Origin of the sequence: Mucilaginibacter sp. (genome assembly GCF_039207105.1) — a bacterium.
GTDB lineage: Bacteria > Bacteroidota > Bacteroidia > Sphingobacteriales > Sphingobacteriaceae > Mucilaginibacter.
Genome location: NZ_JBCECK010000106.1, coordinates 1 through 18733, shown reverse-complemented (window position 1 = coordinate 18733; position 18733 = coordinate 1). Strand labels below are relative to the sequence as shown.

Annotated in this window: 14 protein-coding genes; 12 read left to right on the top strand and 2 right to left on the bottom strand. The window is 43.9% G+C overall.

What is annotated here, in order from left to right; genetic code table 11:
• Positions 1-310 (bottom strand): hypothetical protein (locus AAGC65_RS18415; protein WP_343113931.1); only part of this gene is annotated, 310 nt, incomplete at its 3' end.
• 7 nt (positions 311-317) lie between these two features.
• Positions 318-1370, bottom strand: coding sequence for an NAD(P)-dependent alcohol dehydrogenase (locus AAGC65_RS18410; protein WP_343113930.1), 1053 nt, complete (start codon positions 1368-1370; stop codon positions 318-320).
• Between the two features lie 184 nt (positions 1371-1554).
• Here AAGC65_RS18410 and AAGC65_RS18405 point away from each other — a divergent pair, with 184 nt between their 5' ends.
• The 12 genes from AAGC65_RS18405 to AAGC65_RS18350 form a co-directional block, all read left to right on the top strand.
• Entirely contained in the window at positions 1555-2460 is a 906-nt protein-coding gene (locus AAGC65_RS18405; RefSeq protein WP_343113929.1) for a helix-turn-helix transcriptional regulator, read from the top strand.
• A gap of 524 nt (positions 2461-2984) precedes the next feature.
• Positions 2985-3455, top strand: a complete 471-nt coding sequence (locus tag AAGC65_RS18400; protein WP_343113928.1) for a (2Fe-2S)-binding protein — start codon at positions 2985-2987, stop codon at positions 3453-3455.
• Positions 3452-4060 (top strand): hypothetical protein, encoded by a 609-nt coding sequence (locus tag AAGC65_RS18395; protein ID WP_343113927.1) that lies wholly within the window; start codon positions 3452-3454, stop codon positions 4058-4060. Before AAGC65_RS18400 ends, AAGC65_RS18395 begins: the two co-directional genes overlap by 4 nt.
• Before the next feature lie 28 nt (positions 4061-4088).
• A complete protein-coding gene (locus AAGC65_RS18390; RefSeq protein ID WP_343113926.1) occupies positions 4089-6239 on the top strand; it encodes a molybdopterin cofactor-binding domain-containing protein in 2151 nt (716 codons plus the stop codon).
• 59 nt (positions 6240-6298) lie between these two features.
• Entirely contained in the window at positions 6299-7408 is a 1110-nt protein-coding gene (locus AAGC65_RS18385) for an XdhC/CoxI family protein (protein WP_343113925.1), read from the top strand.
• 2 nt (positions 7409-7410) lie between these two features.
• Positions 7411-7989, top strand: a complete 579-nt coding sequence (locus tag AAGC65_RS18380; protein WP_343113924.1) for a nucleotidyltransferase family protein — start codon at positions 7411-7413, stop codon at positions 7987-7989.
• A 159-nt stretch (positions 7990-8148) separates the two neighbouring features.
• Complete coding sequence (locus tag AAGC65_RS18375; RefSeq protein WP_343113923.1) at positions 8149-8745, top strand: RNA polymerase sigma-70 factor; 597 nt, start codon at positions 8149-8151, stop codon at positions 8743-8745.
• Positions 8746-8812: 67 nt separating this feature from the next.
• The gene (locus tag AAGC65_RS18370; RefSeq protein WP_343113922.1) at positions 8813-9931 is read left to right on the top strand and encodes a FecR domain-containing protein; all 1119 of its coding nucleotides are present in this window, start codon (positions 8813-8815) and stop codon (positions 9929-9931) included.
• A 257-nt stretch (positions 9932-10188) separates the two neighbouring features.
• Positions 10189-13815 (top strand): SusC/RagA family TonB-linked outer membrane protein, encoded by a 3627-nt coding sequence (locus tag AAGC65_RS18365; RefSeq protein WP_343113921.1) that lies wholly within the window; start codon positions 10189-10191, stop codon positions 13813-13815.
• Between the two features lie 21 nt (positions 13816-13836).
• A complete protein-coding gene (locus tag AAGC65_RS18360) occupies positions 13837-15558 on the top strand; it encodes a SusD/RagB family nutrient-binding outer membrane lipoprotein (protein ID WP_343113920.1) in 1722 nt (573 codons plus the stop codon).
• Positions 15559-15596: 38 nt separating this feature from the next.
• Positions 15597-17387: a metallophosphoesterase family protein gene (locus AAGC65_RS18355; protein WP_343113919.1), complete on the top strand. Its 1791-nt coding sequence runs from the start codon at positions 15597-15599 to the stop codon at positions 17385-17387.
• A 509-nt stretch (positions 17388-17896) separates the two neighbouring features.
• Positions 17897-18733: FecR family protein (locus AAGC65_RS18350; RefSeq protein ID WP_343113918.1), on the top strand; the 837-nt coding region annotated here is incomplete at its 3' end.

The window sequence follows — 18733 nt, the reverse complement described above, 5'->3', positions numbered from 1 at the left end:
TCCCAAAGATTTGTGTGAGCGATTGACCTGTTTTATACGCAGGTAACCGAGACTGATAATCCGAAGGGCAATATGGGTATTGGAAAAGCACGACGGCGGACGGTATGCCGCCGTCTGCACTAATACCGATGGCAACAATTTTAAGTTTGACTTCTGTAAGAAGGTAGAGTTTGAAGCTGCCGACTGTCAGGAACGTTTGCTTGTCGAAATTTAGCCGAAAGACAGGGTCGCCCGCTGTCGCTTCGCGGCAGACGGGCGTTGCTGTTGCAAGTGAAGTTCGGTCAAGTTTTGGCGCAGGTATCCTGAACACTTTGTTTTTACAAAGTGGCCATATCGATCACGAAACGATATTTTACATCTCCCTTTCCCATGCGGTCAAAGGCAGCATGAATATCTTTAATGTCGATCAGTTCAATGTCGGCAGTAATATTGTGTGCTGCGCAGAAATCCAGCATTTCCTGGGTTTCGGGAATGCCGCCGGCGGCCGAACCGACAATACTCTTTCTTCCTAATTGAAGTGTCAGTAGTGTGTTTTTGATCTGAAGACCTTTAGGCGGAACCCCAAGGCAAATATGTATGCCATCCAGTTTCAGGAAAGAAAGATAAAAATCGAAATCATGATCCGCGCTTACGGTATCAACAATAAAATCAAACGAGTTTTTTACTTTTTCGACTTCTTCCGGATTGCTGGCCACCACAAAATGATGAGCGCCTAATTTTTTGGCATCGGCAGCTTTATGGGGCGAAGTACTTAAGATGGTCACTTCGGCACCCAGTGCCACCGCAAATTTTACGGCCATGTGCCCCAATCCGCCCAAACCCAATACTGCCAGTTTGTGGCCCTTGCCCACTTTCCAGTGTTTCAATGGCGAATAAGTAGTGATACCGGCGCAAAGTAGCGGCGCGGTGGCTGCCAGATTTAATTGTGCCGGTATTTTTAAAGCATAGGGTTCCTTAGTGACAATAGTGTTTGAGTAGCCGCCGTAAGTCGGCAGGCCGTCCTGGTATTTGTCAACGCCGTTATAGGTTGGGATCACGCCATTTTCGCAATATACTTCCAGTCCGCTATGGCAGTGTTCACAAATACCACAGGAGTTAATAAACGTACCTACGCCGGCAAGATCACCCACTTTAAATTTTTGAACATGGTCGCCAACTTTTACCACCCGGCCCACAATCTCATGGCCCGGTATCATCGGAAACAAGCCAGGGAACCATTCGTTATTAATTTGTGCTACATCGGTGTGACATACCCCGCAATAAAGGATCTCGATCTGTACATCGTGTGCGTCGACATCTCTTCTTTCAAACTTCCACAGCTTTAGTTCTTCATGAACATTTTGTGCGGCATAGCCTTTTGCTTGTATCATATCTCTTAAATTTTTTAGGCAAAACTACATCGCAACACAAGTGTAAAAGTTGTGACATTCAAAGCAAAAACTGGAAATTTCAAACCCCTGAATTTTTCGGCTTTAAGTAGCCAATATTTGAATATTACAGTATACTATTTGATTATTACAGGTTTACAAGCATTTTAACGTGTAACTTTGCCGAATGAATGAGGAAGTACTTCATGTAGATTTGAAAGACGATGAAAACGTCTGGATGCCGGGCGAGATCGGCAAGGACGTGAAGAAATTTAACGTGTTCTATGTTAAACATAACCAGGACGACCGCTTTAACTGCAAGCCTTTTAACCGGAAAGCTTTATACAAGATCAGCCTTCTGAAAGGCAAAACGGTACTCTATTATGCGGATAAGACCATTGAATTTAACAGCGGTTTGCTCTTTACCAATCCCGATGTGCCTTATTCCTGGGAGCATCTGGAAACTGATCAGGTGGCCTACTTTTGTATTTTCACAGAAGATTTCTTTGACCAGTTTGTCAATATCAAAGGATATCCTGTTTTCAAACCGGGGCAAACGCCTTTTTTTCATTTGGATGAAGATCAGTTTGCCACAATAGAAGCGATCTTTAAACAAATGCTGGGAGAAATTACGCTGGAGTTCATCTACAAATATGACTCGCTCCGTGCACTGGTATTGCAGCTGGTTTACGCAGCTTTGAAATTGGAACCTGCAAAATTTCAAACATACGCAGAGTCTAATGGCTCGCAAAGGATAGCTTCTGTATTTAAAGAACTACTTGAAAGGCAGTTCCCAATTGAATCCACCAATCAGCGTATGGCGATCAGGCACCCGGCTAAATTCGCTGATTTCCTTTCCGTTCACGTCAATCACCTGAATCATGCCATCAAGCAGGCTACCGGAAAAACCACAACACAACTCATCAGCGAACGGATCATGCAGGAAGCACGAGCACTGCTTCAGCATACCGACTGGAATATCTCGGAAATCGCCTGGTGTCTCGGCTTTGATGACTTGCCGCATTTTATCAATTTTTTTAAGCGCAATCAACATTCAACACCGAAAATTTATCGTAAAAATCAGGGAATGTGATTTTCAATTTTTCAATGATCAGAGGATCATTAAACAAAACTATTAGGTTATATAATTGAAGGAAATTTTGTCAAATCCTGTATAAAATGGTTCAAGAAGCACGCATTTTATTGCGCTGATGATCAATAATTTCACGATCAATAATCTAAGTGGTTTTTTGTTTTGGTACGAAATAGGTACGATAGTTTTTGATGTGGCTTTGAATCCAAATTAAAAGGTATAGTGTTACCAGATGCTTTGCAAGTTTCTTTAAATTGAACTTCTTAGCAAAGTCCAATACTAATATTTTAATGACCTTTACATCTTAAGATCAAGATAATGGCAATCAAAATAATTTTAATGGGTGCAACCGGCTTTGTTGGTGAAGGCCAAGTGTGCCTGGATTACCCTGAGATCCTTAAAGGCATTGACATTCCAGCCCCATCACGCTAATCTTTTTTTCTTCTGTTGTGAACATAAATCAAAATATCAACCGATATTTATATAAGTATTTTGAGTAAAACACAACAATTAATGATTTGCTTATGATCACGATCACTGTTAACGGACAACAACATCAGGTAGATGCTGATCCGAATATGCCGCTCTTATGGGTTATACGAGATATTATCGGACTTACGGGTACTAAATACGGATGTGGTGCAGCGCAATGCGGAGCATGCACGGTTCATATGAATGGCGAGGCTATACGCTCTTGCGTAACTAAAATAAGCCGGGCGGCCGGGCAGCAGATAGTTACGATAGAAGGCCTGTCGGTCGATAATGATCATCCATTACAACAGGCCTGGTATGAAATGAATGTACCCCAATGTGGTTATTGCCAGTCTGGTCAATTAATGTCGGCTGCTGTATTGCTTCGTGAAAACCCTCACCCTACCGATCAGGATATAGATGATGCCATGTCAGGTAACATCTGCCGCTGCGGTACTTATCAACGCATACGCGCGGCTATTCACAAAGCCGCTGATATGCAACGGGAAGGAGCCAAAATATGAAAAAAGTCATCCTGATCACGGGCATATTGTTTATAGCAGGTATTATTACGTTATCATTCCGTAGTGAATCTGTAAGGCCAGTAAATTACACTGTCTTACCTAAAGACAGTATTGGCTCTGTCAAAGCTTTTATGTCGGTTTATAAAGTGCTAATGAGTTCTCGCTGCATGAATTGTCACCCAGCCGGCGAATCACCTTTACAGGGCGATGATAGCCATGCTCACACCATGAATATTAAGCGGGGAGCAGATGGTAAAGGTCTTTACGCGGCGCGCTGTAGCAATTGCCATCAGGCAGAAAATACACCAGGCTTGCATATGCCTCCCGGTAATCCTAAATGGGGATTACCGCCTGCAAAAATGAAAATGGTTTTTGAAGGCCGCACACCACGCCAATTGGCCAAACAATTATTGGATCCTAAGCAGAACGGCCAACGGACAAAAGCGCAACTTATAGAGCATATGGCAAAGGATGATCTGGTTGGCTGGGCCTGGCATCCCGGTGACGGCCGTACCCTGCCACCAATGAGCAGACCGGCGTTTGTTGCACAAGTACGTTTATGGATAGCCAAGGGCGCCTATATGCCTTCGGCAAAAGCAGAATAAAGGATTTAAATGAAATACAGTAGCCATTATGGAAACTAACGCTATATCAAGAAGAAATTTCCTCCGGGTATCCGGCCTTGCCGGAACCGCGCTTTGCCTGGGTTTTTATTTCCCGGCAAATGCGAAAAAAGAAGAATTAATATCCACTACAGATCAGTCAGGTTTTGATTTTAATGCCTGGATCCGTATAGATACCAATGGTAAGGTTACCCTGACTGATCACCGTGCAGAAATGGGTCAGGGCTCTTATCAATCAGTGCCCCAGATCATTGCAGAAGAGTTAGAAGTTGACCTTAAAGATATCAATGTAATTTTTGCACAAGGTAACCCCACTAAATTCGGCAGCCAGATCACGGGTGGGAGTTCCACTATCAGAGGATCATATAAAAAACTGCTAAAATTGAGTGCTACCGCACGAGAGATGCTGATCACCGCCGCGGCAAATCAATGGAGCGTTCCTGCAAATGACTGCTATGCCGAATCGGGCCATGTTATTCACAAACCATCCGGAAAGAAATTGAATTATGGCGAATTGGTTACAGATGCCTCCAAACTTACAGCACCTGCCGAGGTTAAACTTAAAGAAATATCCAAATATAAGCTGATCCGGAAGCCTCTTGCGCGGATGGATACCCCTATGAAAACTAATGGTGAAGTCATTTTTGGTTTGGATAAAAAGTTACCCGGAATGCTTTATGCGGTTGTAGAGCGTAACCCAAGATTACGCGGCAAGCTAAAAAGTTTTGATAGTTCTGCTACCCTAAAAGTCCTTGGCGTAAAACAGGTTTTTAAGGTACAAATGTTTGTTTTTAATACTACGCGTGACGGCGTTGTAGTTATCGCTGATTCTACATGGGCAGCTATGCAGGGCAGAAAAGCTTTACGCGTTGAATGGGATGATACAGGGTTTGAACACGTAAACACCGCCGGTATCTATAAAGCCCATGAAGAATTATTAAAAAAACAAGAAGGTCTGAGTTTTAAAAAACAAGGAGAGCCCAGTCAAATATTAGAAAAAGCAGGTAAAAAAATTGATGTGATTTACCAAACCCCGTATCAAATGCATGCGGCTATGGAACCCTTAAATTGTGTAGCCCATTATCAAAAAGATAAAATAGAAATATGGGGACCTATACAGGCCCCGGATTGGGTACAGGGAGATATTAGCACCAAATTTAAGTTGCCTAAAGAGAGTGTAATTGTAAACATGACCTTTTTAGGAGGCGGATTTGGCAGGAAAGCCTTTTTGGATTATACCCAGGAGGCTGTTGAAATTTCCAAACAAATAGCTGCTCCTGTACAAGTGGTTTGGAGCAGAGAGGATGATATTACGCAGGGACCTTATCGTGCCGGGATCTCTTACCGTGGTGAGGGATCAATTGAAAATGGTGAGATCAGCGCGTTAAAATTTAAAATGGCTGGCCAAAATATTGACCATTGGAATACTACTAAAAGAGACAAACCTAATGATAGCACTACCGAAGGTTTCCTGAAACCTTATTTTGACAGCATTAAAAATATAAGTTTTGCTGATGTACCTTATGAAATGCCTCTGCCCAACATGTGGTGGCGATCGGTTTATGCTTCTACTAATGGTTTTGCCTATGAAAGTTTCATGAATGAAATGGCAGCTTTGGCGGGGCAGGATCAGCTGGATTTCCGAAGGAAATATTTAAAAGATGAACGTTGTCAGCAATTGATCGATAAAATGGAGGCGGTATCAGGTTGGAAAAACAGGAAAAAGAATGAAGGATATGGCGTAGCCATAACTGAGTGCTTTGAAACTACCGTAGGCCAGGTTGTGAAAGTGTCCAGGCATGCTGACGGTAAGGTTAAGATTGACAAAGTTTGGGCAGTTATGGATTGCGGCTGGTACGTAAACCCTGATATTATTAAGGCACAGGTTGAAGGTTCTGTAGTTATGGGGCTCGGTGCCGCAACCATTCATGAGATTACATTTAAGGACGGCTTAGTTGAGCAAAAAAACTTTTATGATTATTTGATGCCGCGCATGAGCGATATACCTCCCGTTGAAGTGTATATCATGGAAAACACCGCTGATGCCGGAGGTGTGGGCGAACCCGGCCTCCCTCCTTTTGCACCCGCGCTTACTGATGCCATATTTGATTTAACCGGCAAAAGGATCAGGAAGCTTCCATTTAATTTAAACGCGGTTTAACTAAAGCAATGTCTATTGTTGTTTGTTCAAAACTTAAGCAACAAGGGGCATATTTAGGGATGAAAGAAATTATTGATATTGTAGCAGCTTACGATATAGCTGTAAAAGAGAACAAAAAAACCGCACTGGCTACCGTAGTGCTTGTGGAAGGCTCTGCCTACCGAAAAGCCGGCGCCCGCATGCTGATCACCGAAGATGGCCAGCTGACCGGCGCTATTAGTGGCGGATGCCTGGAAGGCGACGCCCTGCGAAAAGCCAGAATGGTTATTTTGCAGCAGGAACCATTATTGGTTACTTATGATACAATGGACGATGATGATGCCAAGTTAGGTGTTGGGTTGGGATGTAATGGCATTATTCATATCCTGATTGAGCCTGTACATCACGGGCAAATCAATCCAATAACCTTATTAAAAGCCGTAATAGCTTCAAACGGTTATTCCGTACTGGTTACCATATTTTCTATCGAGCAACGAAAAGGGCCACAACCGGGATCCTGCCTGTATTTAGGTAGTGATCATATGATTCAAAATGGTTCAGCGAGCTTGCCATATAAAAACAACCTCTTGGTGGATGCACAAAACGTACTGGATAATCAGTATTCAGTTATTACTGCTTACCAGGGCTACACAGCATTTATAGAGTTGGTCAAACCCTTAATTTCGCTGGTTGTTATTGGCGCCGGGAATGATGCAATCCCTTTAACTAAAATTGCCACGGTATTAGGCTGGGATATTATGGTGATTGATGGCAGACCTAATTATGCCTCTGCTGAACGCTTTCCATCAATAAAAAAGTTAATAGTTGCTAAGCCGGAAACGGTTTTAGATAATGTAAAAGTAAACGAGTGGACGGCTTTTGTATTGATGACCCATAATTACAATTATGAGATCGCTCTTCTGAAAGAGCTTTTACCGCTACATACTCCTTATATAGGAGTTCTGGGACCGAGGAAAAAACTGGAACGAATGCTTAATGAATTAGAAGAAAAAGGAACGATGATAACTGAACAGAATCTGGAAGCTATTCACGGCCCTGTGGGGCTGGATATAGGTTCGGAAACGTCTGAAGAGATCGCATTGTCCATTGTTTCCGAAATAAAGGCGGTATTTTCTAAAAGAAACGGAAGATCATTAAAACATAAAACAACTGTTATTCACAGCGCCTAATAATGATTAGTCTTATCATTCTCGCAGCGGGCGAGTCAAGCAGATTAGGTCAACCCAAACAAAATCTATTATTTCAAGGCAAAACTTTATTATGGCGAGCCATTGAAGCTGGACAAAAATCAGCATGCAACAATATTATTGTGGTGCTTGGTGCCAACTCCAACCAAATAGCATTACCCCCCGGAATAACCACGCTCTATAATCAAAACTGGAAAGATGGCATGGCATCCTCTATAACAAGAGGCATGCTTGAAATTATAAATGATCCATCCATTGATAAAGTAATTATCACATTATGTGACCAACCTTTTGTAAGCGCCAATTTATTAGATGCTTTGATAGTTAAACACAGCAAAACAGCTAAACCAATTGTAGCCTGTGCATATGATAACATCACCGGCGTTCCGGCATTATTCGATCGGCAGCTTTTTACTGAGTTACTGCAACTTCAGGGCGATGAGGGCGCTAAGCAAATATTGAAAAATCACACCAATGATATTGCAGCTATCCCCTTTGAGCAAGGGTCCATAGATATTGATACACCCACAGATTATGCTCAATTACTTGGTTTAAGTAATTAAATAACGATGGGCGATCCTCCGTGATGCCCCCTTTCCATTGAATTCACGAGGATACAAATGGGTATCATGAGAATTGTTGAATTTGTTGTTAATATTTAATTCATAATGGATTACTATCATTGCCCCAAGCTATTGGTAATTTCTTTTGGTTGACCTCTCATGAATCTGCTTAGTACACTTTCTGATGAAGATTTACTGTCCGAATTGATGGCCGACCGTGCCGAAGCGTTTTCTGTTCTTTATGAGCGTTATAACAAGAATATCTATCAGTTTATTTATAAATACGTTCACTCTGCTGCTTTAGCAGACGACCTTACGCAGGAAGTATTTATAAAACTATGGAATGGTCGGAATAAACTAAGCCACATACAATCTTTTAAAGGTTATCTATTTATTAGTGCACGAAATTATACGCTTGATAATTTAAAAGCAGCCCTGCGTTCAGAAAAGACAATGGGCGAAATTGTCAAAAATTTTGTCGTACAGCACAAACCCACAGACGAGCGCCTTATGAACGCTGATTATGCTGCATTTCTACAAAAACAGCTGTCAACACTGCCCGAGCGCAGTCGTGAAGTTTTTCGCCTGTGCCGTCAGGAAGGCCGAACCTACGAAGAGGTTGCGCAGGAATTAGGAATATCAAAAAGTGCTGTAAAAAACCACATGGTCTCTTCTATGAAGGTTCTTAAAACATCGGTTGAAAAAGAACTTGGCATACCCTTAGCTACCGTGTTAGCGGCTTTCCTGATTCGTTAAAATTTATTTTAAGTTTTACTACCCTTCCTCCATGTGAGCGTCGTCTTATCCAACGAAACGCTTAATAATGGAAGACGAACAATATTATCAAAGGCTGGCACAACGCTTTGTCGACCGCACGGCTACGGATGATGAGTTGGAAGTGTTCATCAAGCTGGCTACCGAAGGTAAGATGGATACTTACCTGACGGAAATGATGAACAAAGACGCCGGCATTGCCGAACAAGATGAAGCAAGTTTTTTACCTCCTCCGGCTAAAAACAGACGCTTATGGCCTCGTCTTGTCGCTGCAGCTTCTATCATCATGGCCATTTCAACGGGTACTTATTTTATCATTCACAAGCCTGTTGAATCCAAACAGACTGCCCGAACCCAACCTCAGGATATAGCTCCCGGACATAATCAGGCTACCCTTACTTTAGCAAACGGTAAAAAAATCATTCTATCGAAGGGATTGTCAGGTAAACTGGCGCAGCAAGGAAACACCCATATCGATGTAATTAACGAAGGCGAAATTGTTTATACTGGTTCCGATGCAGATGAACAGGTTCAATATAATACCCTGTCTACTTCCATCGGCGAACAATCGCCATATCCCTTAGTCATGGCGGACGGCACGAAAGTCTGGTTAAATTCAAATTCTTCTATAACTTTTCCGACGTCGTTTTTTGGCGATATACGTCAAGTTAAAATCACCGGTGAGGCGTATTTTGAAGTAGCCCATAATTCTTCCAAACCATTCCGGGTAAACGCCGGAAACCAAATTGTAGAAGATATTGGCACCGCGTTCAATATTAACAGTTACGAAGATGAAGGTGTAATACGAACTACTTTGATTGAAGGATCGGCCAAAGTAAGCGTAGATGGCGAATCCAGGATATTGACACCAGGGCGCCGTACCATTGTAAATCAAAACTCGATATCACTCCAATCCGGTGACAGCGAAGCAGAAACCGCATGGATGACCGGGAAATTTGTGTTCCACGACGAAGATATACATCGTGTGATGCGCCAACTCGCACGATGGTACAATATCGAGGTTATATACGATTATGAACCAAAAAATATCATGCTGGGCGGCGGTTTTTCAAAATCAAGAAATATATCCAAAGTACTCAAAGCCTTTGAGCAAACCGGTGCCGTTAAATTTAAAATTCAGGGACGCGCGGTACACATCACAGAATAACCCCTGAAAAAATCAACTTAATCAATAGAAAAAATCATGAAAGCAATCCTCCGTCAACAATCACCCTAAAGTAAAAGTAAAACGGAGCCAAAAGCAAACCAGGAGTGCGGCAAACACTCCCGGCTCAATGTTAAGGCTCTCGTCTCAGTAAAAGTGTGAACAAATTATTGAAATTTTTAACCCAAACATTCAAATGTATGAAAATTCGTACAACAAATTTTTGTTGTAAATGCAAAAATTATAAAGTTCTGCTGGTCATGAAAATTACTGCATTTGTGATACTGATAAGTATCATGCAAGTAAGTGCAAACGTTCCTGCACAAAAAGTAACGATTAATAAAACAAATGTTCCCCTAAAAGTAATACTTGATGAAATCCGCAAACAAAGTGGCTACGACTTTATTTTTGACGCGAATTTATTTAAGCATTTAGAACCGGTAACGGTCAATCTGAAAGAAGTCACCGTTGAAAATGCACTGGATAATTGTTTAAAAGATCAACCGCTGACTTATACCATTGACGATAAGTTTGTTATCATCAAAGCTAAAAATACAACTTATTCACGGGTAACTGTAAAAGACATCTCTGTAACCGGGAAAGTTGTCGACGAGAATAATAAGGCTATTCCCGGCGTAATTGTCAAAATTCAGGACGCACAGACCGCGGCAGTTACCGGCAGTGATGGTACTTATCACATCGTGGTTCCGGGTGAAAACAAGGTCCTGGTTTTTTCTTTCCTCGGATACCAGCAGCAATCCGTTGTTGTTGGAAACAGCGCAGTAATTGATGTCGTGCTGAAGGAGCAATATAATAAGCTCAATGAGGTAGTAGTAACTGCATTGGGTATCAAAAGAGAGGAAAAGTCACTGGGCTATTCCGTTGGTAAAATAGACGGTAAAGACCTGGTAAGAGTACCACAGGAAAACGTACTGAACGGTATCACCGGAAAGGTATCCGGTGTAACCATTAACCAAACCGGGCCCACAGGTTCATCGGTAAGTATGGTTATCCGGGGCGGAACCTCTCTCGCCGGTGATAACCAGCCGTTATTCGTGATCGACGGCGTACCGGTATCCAGTACTTTAAATAATGTTGTTCAGGTTGGATCGGGAAACCCGGTCGATTACGGAAACGCCATCTCTGACTTGAACCCGGAAGATATCGAAAGCATGACCATCCTGAAAGGACCAAGTGCCGCGGCCCTGTACGGATCACGCGCAGGTGCAGGCGTCGTGGTGATCACCACGAAATCCGGAAAAAAGAATCAGGGATTTCGGGTCGATCTCAGTACAAATACCGTGTTTGATATCCCTTATAAATTCTATGAAAAACAGAATTTATTTGCACCAGGGACCCGGCCGATTACTCCGGATGACGTTCTCCCGGGTACCGTTCTGGATTTACCGGCTAACGTGACCACCGGTATGGGTATACCTCTGGACAAAGGGTATTATGCTACCCAGTGGCGCAGACCAGAATACGCAAATGATCCGCTGGTACCTACACCGGTAGTAGGCCACCCGGATAACTTCAAAAACTTCGTAAATACCGGTCTAACCTCTACAAATTCTATTTCCCTGAGTAACGGTAACGAGCAAATGAACTACCGTGTAGGCGTTACCAATATGACCAACCAGGGAATTATTCCGGGTACCGACCTGAATCGGAACAACTTCACCGCAGCCGGACAATTCAGAAGCGGAAAGAACTTTACATTCTCCACAAACATCAATTACACCCAAAGCTGGGCTAATAACCGCCCTGCAGGAAACCGTGGCACCAACGTATTGCAATACGTAATTCAAATGCCGAATAACATCGACATCAGGGAGTTCGAGAAATATTGGGTGCCTGGTAAAGAGGGTCAGGAAGTTGTACGCCTGTACGATGGAGCTGATAATCCTTATTTCCTGGCCCACGAAGTGAAAAACGCTTTTCGTCGTGACCGTGTCTACGGCAACATTAAAGCAGAGTATCAGATCTTGCCCAAATTGAGTGCCATGGTTCGGATGAGTATGGATAACTTCTTTGAGCGGCAAGAAACAAAAATCCCGCAGGGGTATTCCGGTGAGCCCAACAACGGCGCTTACGGTTTGGGCAATACTACCAACTACGAGCGGAACACCGACTTTCTGATCAAATGGAACGATCAGATCAAGGGCTTTACCTATACGATCTCAGCCGGTGGTAACGAAATGTACACCAAAGCGACCGATATCTCCAACTCGTCGATACCGGGCAGAGGTTTGATTTCTGCAAACGTATTTACCATCAACAACATTGCTCCCCAAAACCTGTTATTTAGCAGTGCCTGGTCACAAAAAGCCATCCAGAGTTTATATGCTTTCGCCAACTTAGGCTGGAAAGACCGCGTATTTCTGGATCTGACCGCCCGTAACGACTGGAGCAGTACGCTACCCAAAAATAACCGTTCTTACTTCTATCCATCAGCATCCCTGAGTCTGCTGCTCGACAAAATGGTTGATTTAGGTCCAAAAGTTTCACAAGTTAAATTAAGAGGTGGCGTGGCCCAGGTAGGTAACGATACGTCGCCTTACCAACTGCTTTCTACCTATGATGCGCTTGACCCCTGGGGTACCGCCACGCGTTACGCCAAATCGGGAACCATGAGGGTACCGAACCTGAAACCGGAACAGGAAACCTCGGTGGAGTTTGGTACAGACCTGGGCTTCTTTCAAAACCGGCTGACCTTTGAAGGCACTTTTTTTAATGTGAACAACAGAAATCAGATCGTTCAAAACCAGCCCATCCCGAGCTCCAGTGGTTATAGCAGCACGAACCTCAATATGGGGCTGGTACAAAGCAGAGGCTGGGAGTTTACCGTGGGTGGAACACCAATCAAATCTGACAACTGGAACTGGACGCTGAACATCAACATGACCAGAACCCGTGTAACGCTGAAAGAACTTGCTCCGGGAATCACCAGATTGCCCATCTGGAATGAGGCCTCGGCGGGTTCCGCATCATGGGTCAATGTAGGTGAGCAGATCGGCAATATTTACTCTCCTCAAATGGTGCGTGTAACCGATCCGACATCGCCATATTATGGCTATCCGATCCTCGATGCAAACGGCCACTGGACCAGTATTTCCAGAGAAGTGGCTAACCATAAAACGGGGAACTTTAATCCTGATTTTATCATGGGTGCCAACTCCCTTCTATCCTATAAAAACTTTTCACTTAACCTAACACTCGACTGGCGTTTTGGCGGTCAGTTTTTCTCGGATACCGAGCGTCGTCTGAGAAATAATGGCGTGTCTAAACGTGCCTATGAAAAAGAAGCCATTGACGCCGGAGGTCGTACCGGCAAGGCATTGTCTGATTGGTTGAAAGCGAATAGCGGCTTGTTCACCAGCGACGATGTCATTCGTTTCGTAGGCGGTCCTACCCAGGGTATGGGCGGTTATCACGCGGCTGATGGAATCGCATGGGACGGATCTTTTGCTCCGGGTGTAATTCCACAAAGAGATGCCAGTGGTAAGATCACTGGTTATATAGAACACCTTGGCGAAGGCGCTGAAACAAAATGGGGTATTTTCAGGCAATATGACACTTCATGGAATTTCCCGCAGGTAAGTATTCTCCCTGCCGACTTTGTTAAACTTCGCGAAGCCTCCTTAACCTATAACCTGCCCAAAAAACTGCTGGAAAAGATCAGGGTAAAAGGGATGTCGATCTCCGTTTTCACCCGCAACATTATGCTTTGGACTAAAGCTAAGGTAAATATCGACCCTGAAAGGGCTTATGTAACCACTACAGAAGGTGATGGCAGAAGGGGTATTCAAATGAGACAGGGGATGGAAGAGTTCAACATCGAACCCTGGGTAATGCCGGTGGGCGCCAAATTAAACGTAACCTTTTAATAATTAATTACCTGATTAACAATGAAAGCATACGGTATCATATTATTCTTTTTAACTGGGCTTATCCTGGTATCATGTAAAAAGCTCGATGAGATGAACATAGATCCTAACGGAATTGACCCTTCAATAGCAAACCCCAGCCAGTTATTAACTACGGTAATTACCCGGAGCGGTACTACCGTCACCGAATTGGGCTTCGGTCAGATCTCAGGCGTAATGCAGCAAACTCAGGAAGACGGCTGGTCAGGTGGCTACAATGATTTCGGATGGCAAAGCTCAAGTCATGACGGAACATGGAAGAGCCTCTACCAGAACCTTAGCGATTCCAAAGAGATGATGCGCAAAGCAAATGAGGCCAATAACGACTTCTTTAGAGCGGCGTCTTTAATCATGACTGCCTATAATTTCGGCCACATTGCAGATTTTTGGGGGGATGCCCCTTATTCAGAGGCCCTCCGGAACGACGATGGGATCATGAACCCGAAATACGATGCACAGTTCAATATTTACAAAGGGATTCTGGATGATCTGGAACAAGCAAATGCACTGCTGTCCAAAGCCCCGGGTAGCTACAATACGATCAATAATGGTCAGGACGTACTTTATTCCGGTGATATTACCAAATGGCGAAGATTTGCAAACTCCCTGTCTATACGGTATAACCTGAGGCTGTCGGCAAAAGATCAGTCATTTGCCCGAGATAATATCACCAGGATTTTGGGCGCACCGGATAAATATCCATTGATCACCGCGGCCGCTGACGAAGCAGCCTTTGCTTATACTGGGAATAACCCTTCCAGCTCCTGGCCAACCAATATCGTGGGTAATACCGACCTTAGCTCTGAGTACCACCGTAGAAAAATGTGTTCGACATTGGTGGAGGAAATGCGAAAACACAATGACCCGCGCCTGGGCGTATGGGCGAATAAAGTGGAAACCCCTTTACACCTGGATGAAAGCAAGCCCGAAAACTATGACAATATCGAGGATGTCGTTTTTAACATCGAAGGTGTATCTGCAACGATAAAATGCCGGGTAATCGGAAAGGGAGTTGCGGACGCCTATGTTCAAAAATATGGTGTACCTGTGAACTACAACCTGGATTATATCGGTATGCCGCCTAACTGGACTAAACTGTCCCTGTTCGCCTACAACATCAGTCCGGCGACCTATCAGGGAAGACCTAACCCGCACTGCTCGATGTTGAACAGCATGTATCAATTGGCTTTGGCTCCGCAGTTGAAATCAAGAATGCTGTCGGCTGCAGAAGTGCATTTCGATCTGGCCGAGATCGCACTGAAAGGATGGGGCGGTAACGCGAAGATGGAATACGAAAATGCAATCCGCACCTCGCTGGAAAGCTGGGGACTGACGAGCAATTATACCATGTACCTGGTTCAACCGGGAGTGCCGTTTGACAACACCCTGGAACAGATCATCACCCAAAAATGGATTGCAAGCTGGAGCGCAACCTGCGAGGCCTGGTTCGACTGGAGAAGAACGGGCTTCCCGAATTTCAAGACAGTTGGTGTAGGTGCCAAAAGAGATGTGATCCCCGTTCGCTTGTATTACCCGGCAAATGAAGAGACGGCCAATGCGGATAAATTACGCCAGGCCCTGCCCAATTTAGAAGAAACCATGTATTCACAACAGGAACCGGATAATGCGACTTATCCGGTGATGAAAAGGAATAGTGCCTGGGCAAAAATGTGGCTGCTGCAAGGCACCGGTAAACCCTGGTAACAAGTGTGCTTTTAGTATTAATTATAAACATCCATTAAATGAAGACTTTTTTCCGATATAGCGCAGTGCTTATACTGCTGATCACCTTCTTTGCCGCAAAACGACAGGAAAAATTCATACCGGTTACCGATATCAGAGACCAGGTCCTGAAAAGATTGATCCGGCAAGTGCCTAAAGATAGCCTGAATAACCTGGACGACAACTTTATACTGAACTTTATTACTAAGGACGAGAAGGAAGTTTTTGCAAACAACAGTTGGGTATTCCAGGTAGATCAACCTGCTATCGTATCTGTAATGCACTTCAAAGGTCAGAAAATACCACCTTTTTGGTTGAAAGAAGCTGGCTTTAAGAATACCGGAAAAACTGTAAGCAACGGCAGCTTTGAATATGAAGTTTGGCAAAAGGAATTTCCTGCCGGACAAATCAACCTCGGGATCAATGGCTTTGACCTGGAAAGGGTAGTATACTTCGTAACGATCGGTCCGATTCAAAAAGGTGCTGAACTGAACATCACCAACATATATCCAAACAAATGGCCGGTGATCAAAATGCAAAAAGGTGCTTATACCTATAATGATTGGCCCAGCCTTACTTTAAAAGAAATACCTGAGGAACTGGAAGGTCAAACCTTGTACACTACTGTTCGCGGCCGTGCCCGTGAAGCCAGCATGGTTAAGAGCTTCCGCCCAACCGAATTCCCTTCGTCTACCACCCCGGATGAGGTGGTGCTGACCTGGGAAACTGATCCGGCAACTACACAGGCAGTACAATGGCGTACCAATATCGAGGTAAACGAAAGTTATGTGAGCTATTGGAAAAACGGTTCTTCGGAAAAAGAGGCGAAAACCCTTACCGCAAAATCTATCCGTCTTAAAGATGTTTACATTAGCAACGATATGGAAGTGAACCACTGGGAAGTGAACATCACCGGCTTGACCCCGGCTACGAAATACAACTACAAAGTGGGGAGCAAAAAACAAGGTACCGTCAGCCCGGCCTATACCTTTGTAACCGCGCCCGCCAAGAAAGACGCACCTTTTAAATTCCTGTATATTGGCGACACCCATCAAAAGGATATTGTAAAACCTACGCTGGAACGGGCATTGAAAGAAAATCCGGATGCCGCATTTTTAACACATACGGGTGACCACGTAGATATCGGTCTGTTCCGCGACCTATGGGATAAACAGTTTCACCAGGGTAAAGAGCTGTTTGCAAGAATTCCTTATATGCCGGTATTGGGTAACCACGACAGTCAGGACGGATTGCCTCCGGTATTGTATACACAACTGTTCATGCTGCCTCAAAACTCCACCTGTGGCCTGATACCTGAACGTAACTATTCCTTTACCTATGGCGATGCCCGCTTCTTCGTGATCGACGTAACCGGCGGCGGAGCAAAGACGAAATGCTGGCTTGAAGAGGAGATGGCGAAAACCAAAGAAAAATGGAAAATCGCGATGATGCACTTCCCGCCATATCATTCCGACGGCTATTCTCCGCAACTGCGTGCGTTCTGGGGACCGCTGTTTGATAAATACAATGTCGATCTGGTATTGGCCGGACACATCCACCAATACTTCCGCTCATATCCGATTTATGGCAATCAGGTTTCGGAAGCCCCTGGAAAAGGAACGGTTTACGTTTCTTCGATGGTGGTAAAAGGTAACGAGAGCGAACATAAACCTTCCATGGTATACAATAAGGTATATTCCTTTAAAGGCGGGCAGTTCCAGGTGATCTCGATCAATGGCAATAAACTTGATTTCTTGTCTAAAGCCAGCGATGGAGACGTGATCGATCAATTTCAAATCGTAAAACCCTGATTATGGTTTGTTGCGAACATTCCTGAGTTTTCAGGAATAAAAAAAACAGCCTGAGTACCATCCGTACTCAGGCTGTTTTTTTATAGACCGGTAGTAAAAAAGACTGTTCTTCCAAATTAAATTTCAGGAATCCCCTTTATCTATTAATCAACTAAAGGTGTGCCGCGCTGGTGTTTTTCAACTGAACTGACCGCCAGCCGGAGCAGGCAATGCCAGATAATCGCCCCTTTAAAAAGGTTCTCCAGTTGTTATCAATCAGGTCCTGTGATTTACTTCTAAATAAATCCCAGACATATCCGAGTTTCGATTCCGAAGTTACCTAACGCCCCTTTCGGTGATTTTAGTTGTGCATACAAAAGGCGACCTCAATATAGATTTGAGATAAGCCTAAACTGAATGCAAATACAATCATGAAGTGGTGGTGAATAAAAAGTGAGTTTTTTTTAATTGGAATACCCCCACAGGCTTTCTAAACCGTAATACCATACATAAGCAACTAATAATCCAGCATGACAACTCAAGAAAGCAAAGATTTGCTAAAAAAGTATGCCGAAGGAAAATGTACACAGGAAGAAGAAGCCTGGGTCGAATCCTGGTATAACGAGATATCGGATAGTGGGAGCGCCCCCTCGCCTGAGGAAATTGATACAGCTTATGCAACCGTCAGAGCCAATCTCCCCCGCCCCGCCCGCACTATCGGCAGGAGGTTAAATCTTTCTATAGCGGCTTGTATATTGTTATGCGCATCCGTAGCGGCCTATTTTATTTTTCGCCAGATATCCCCAAATCCGGAAAATGAAATTACAATGGTGAAGCATGTTGACCTGCCTCCGGGAAGCAACAAGGCTACCCTGACGCTTGGTAATGGTCAACGTATCAATTTAACCCAGGCAGCAAACGGAAAAATGGCGCAACAGGGTAACGCAGCTATAAATAAAACTGCCGAAGGCCGGTTGGTTTACGTTAGCAACGGTCGGGAATCAAACACGATAATTTACAATACTACTACTACTCCGCGTGGCGGAGAATACCATTTAACGTTAGCTGACGGCACTAACATTTGGTTGAACGCGGCATCATCTATTACTTATCCGACTACGTTTAAGGGCCACGACAGAACCGTAAGCATCACCGGCGAGGTATATTTTGAAGTAGCACATGATCAGCATAAGCCTTTTAAAGTAATTACCCGGGGACAAACTGTTGAGGTTTTAGGTACGCATTTTAATGTAAATGCATACGAGGATGATCCTCTTATAAAAACAACGCTTTTTGAAGGCGCTGTAAAAGTAAATCGCGCTGCGCAATCAGCTATATTGAATCCAGGTGAGCAGGCTGTTGATAAT

Bases quoted from the DNA above. Each gene is read 5' to 3' on its own strand.
- AAGC65_RS18385 (WP_343113925.1), top strand. From the start codon at position 6,299: ATGAAAGAAATTATTGATATTGTAGCAGCTTACGATATAGCTGTAAAA.
- AAGC65_RS18380 (WP_343113924.1), top strand. From the start codon at position 7,411: ATGATTAGTCTTATCATTCTCGCAGCGGGCGAGTCAAGCAGATTAGGT.
- AAGC65_RS18360 (WP_343113920.1), top strand. From the start codon at position 13,837: ATGAAAGCATACGGTATCATATTATTCTTTTTAACTGGGCTTATCCTG.
- AAGC65_RS18400 (WP_343113928.1), top strand. From the start codon at position 2,985: ATGATCACGATCACTGTTAACGGACAACAACATCAGGTAGATGCTGAT.
- AAGC65_RS18375 (WP_343113923.1), top strand. From the start codon at position 8,149: ATGAATCTGCTTAGTACACTTTCTGATGAAGATTTACTGTCCGAATTG.
- AAGC65_RS18410 (WP_343113930.1), bottom strand. From the start codon at position 1,370: ATGATACAAGCAAAAGGCTATGCCGCACAAAATGTTCATGAAGAACTA.
- AAGC65_RS18405 (WP_343113929.1), top strand. From the start codon at position 1,555: ATGAATGAGGAAGTACTTCATGTAGATTTGAAAGACGATGAAAACGTC.
- AAGC65_RS18355 (WP_343113919.1), top strand. From the start codon at position 15,597: ATGAAGACTTTTTTCCGATATAGCGCAGTGCTTATACTGCTGATCACC.
- AAGC65_RS18365 (WP_343113921.1), top strand. From the start codon at position 10,189: ATGAAAATTACTGCATTTGTGATACTGATAAGTATCATGCAAGTAAGT.
- AAGC65_RS18395 (WP_343113927.1), top strand. From the start codon at position 3,452: ATGAAAAAAGTCATCCTGATCACGGGCATATTGTTTATAGCAGGTATT.
- AAGC65_RS18370 (WP_343113922.1), top strand. From the start codon at position 8,813: ATGGAAGACGAACAATATTATCAAAGGCTGGCACAACGCTTTGTCGAC.
- AAGC65_RS18390 (WP_343113926.1), top strand. From the start codon at position 4,089: ATGGAAACTAACGCTATATCAAGAAGAAATTTCCTCCGGGTATCCGGC.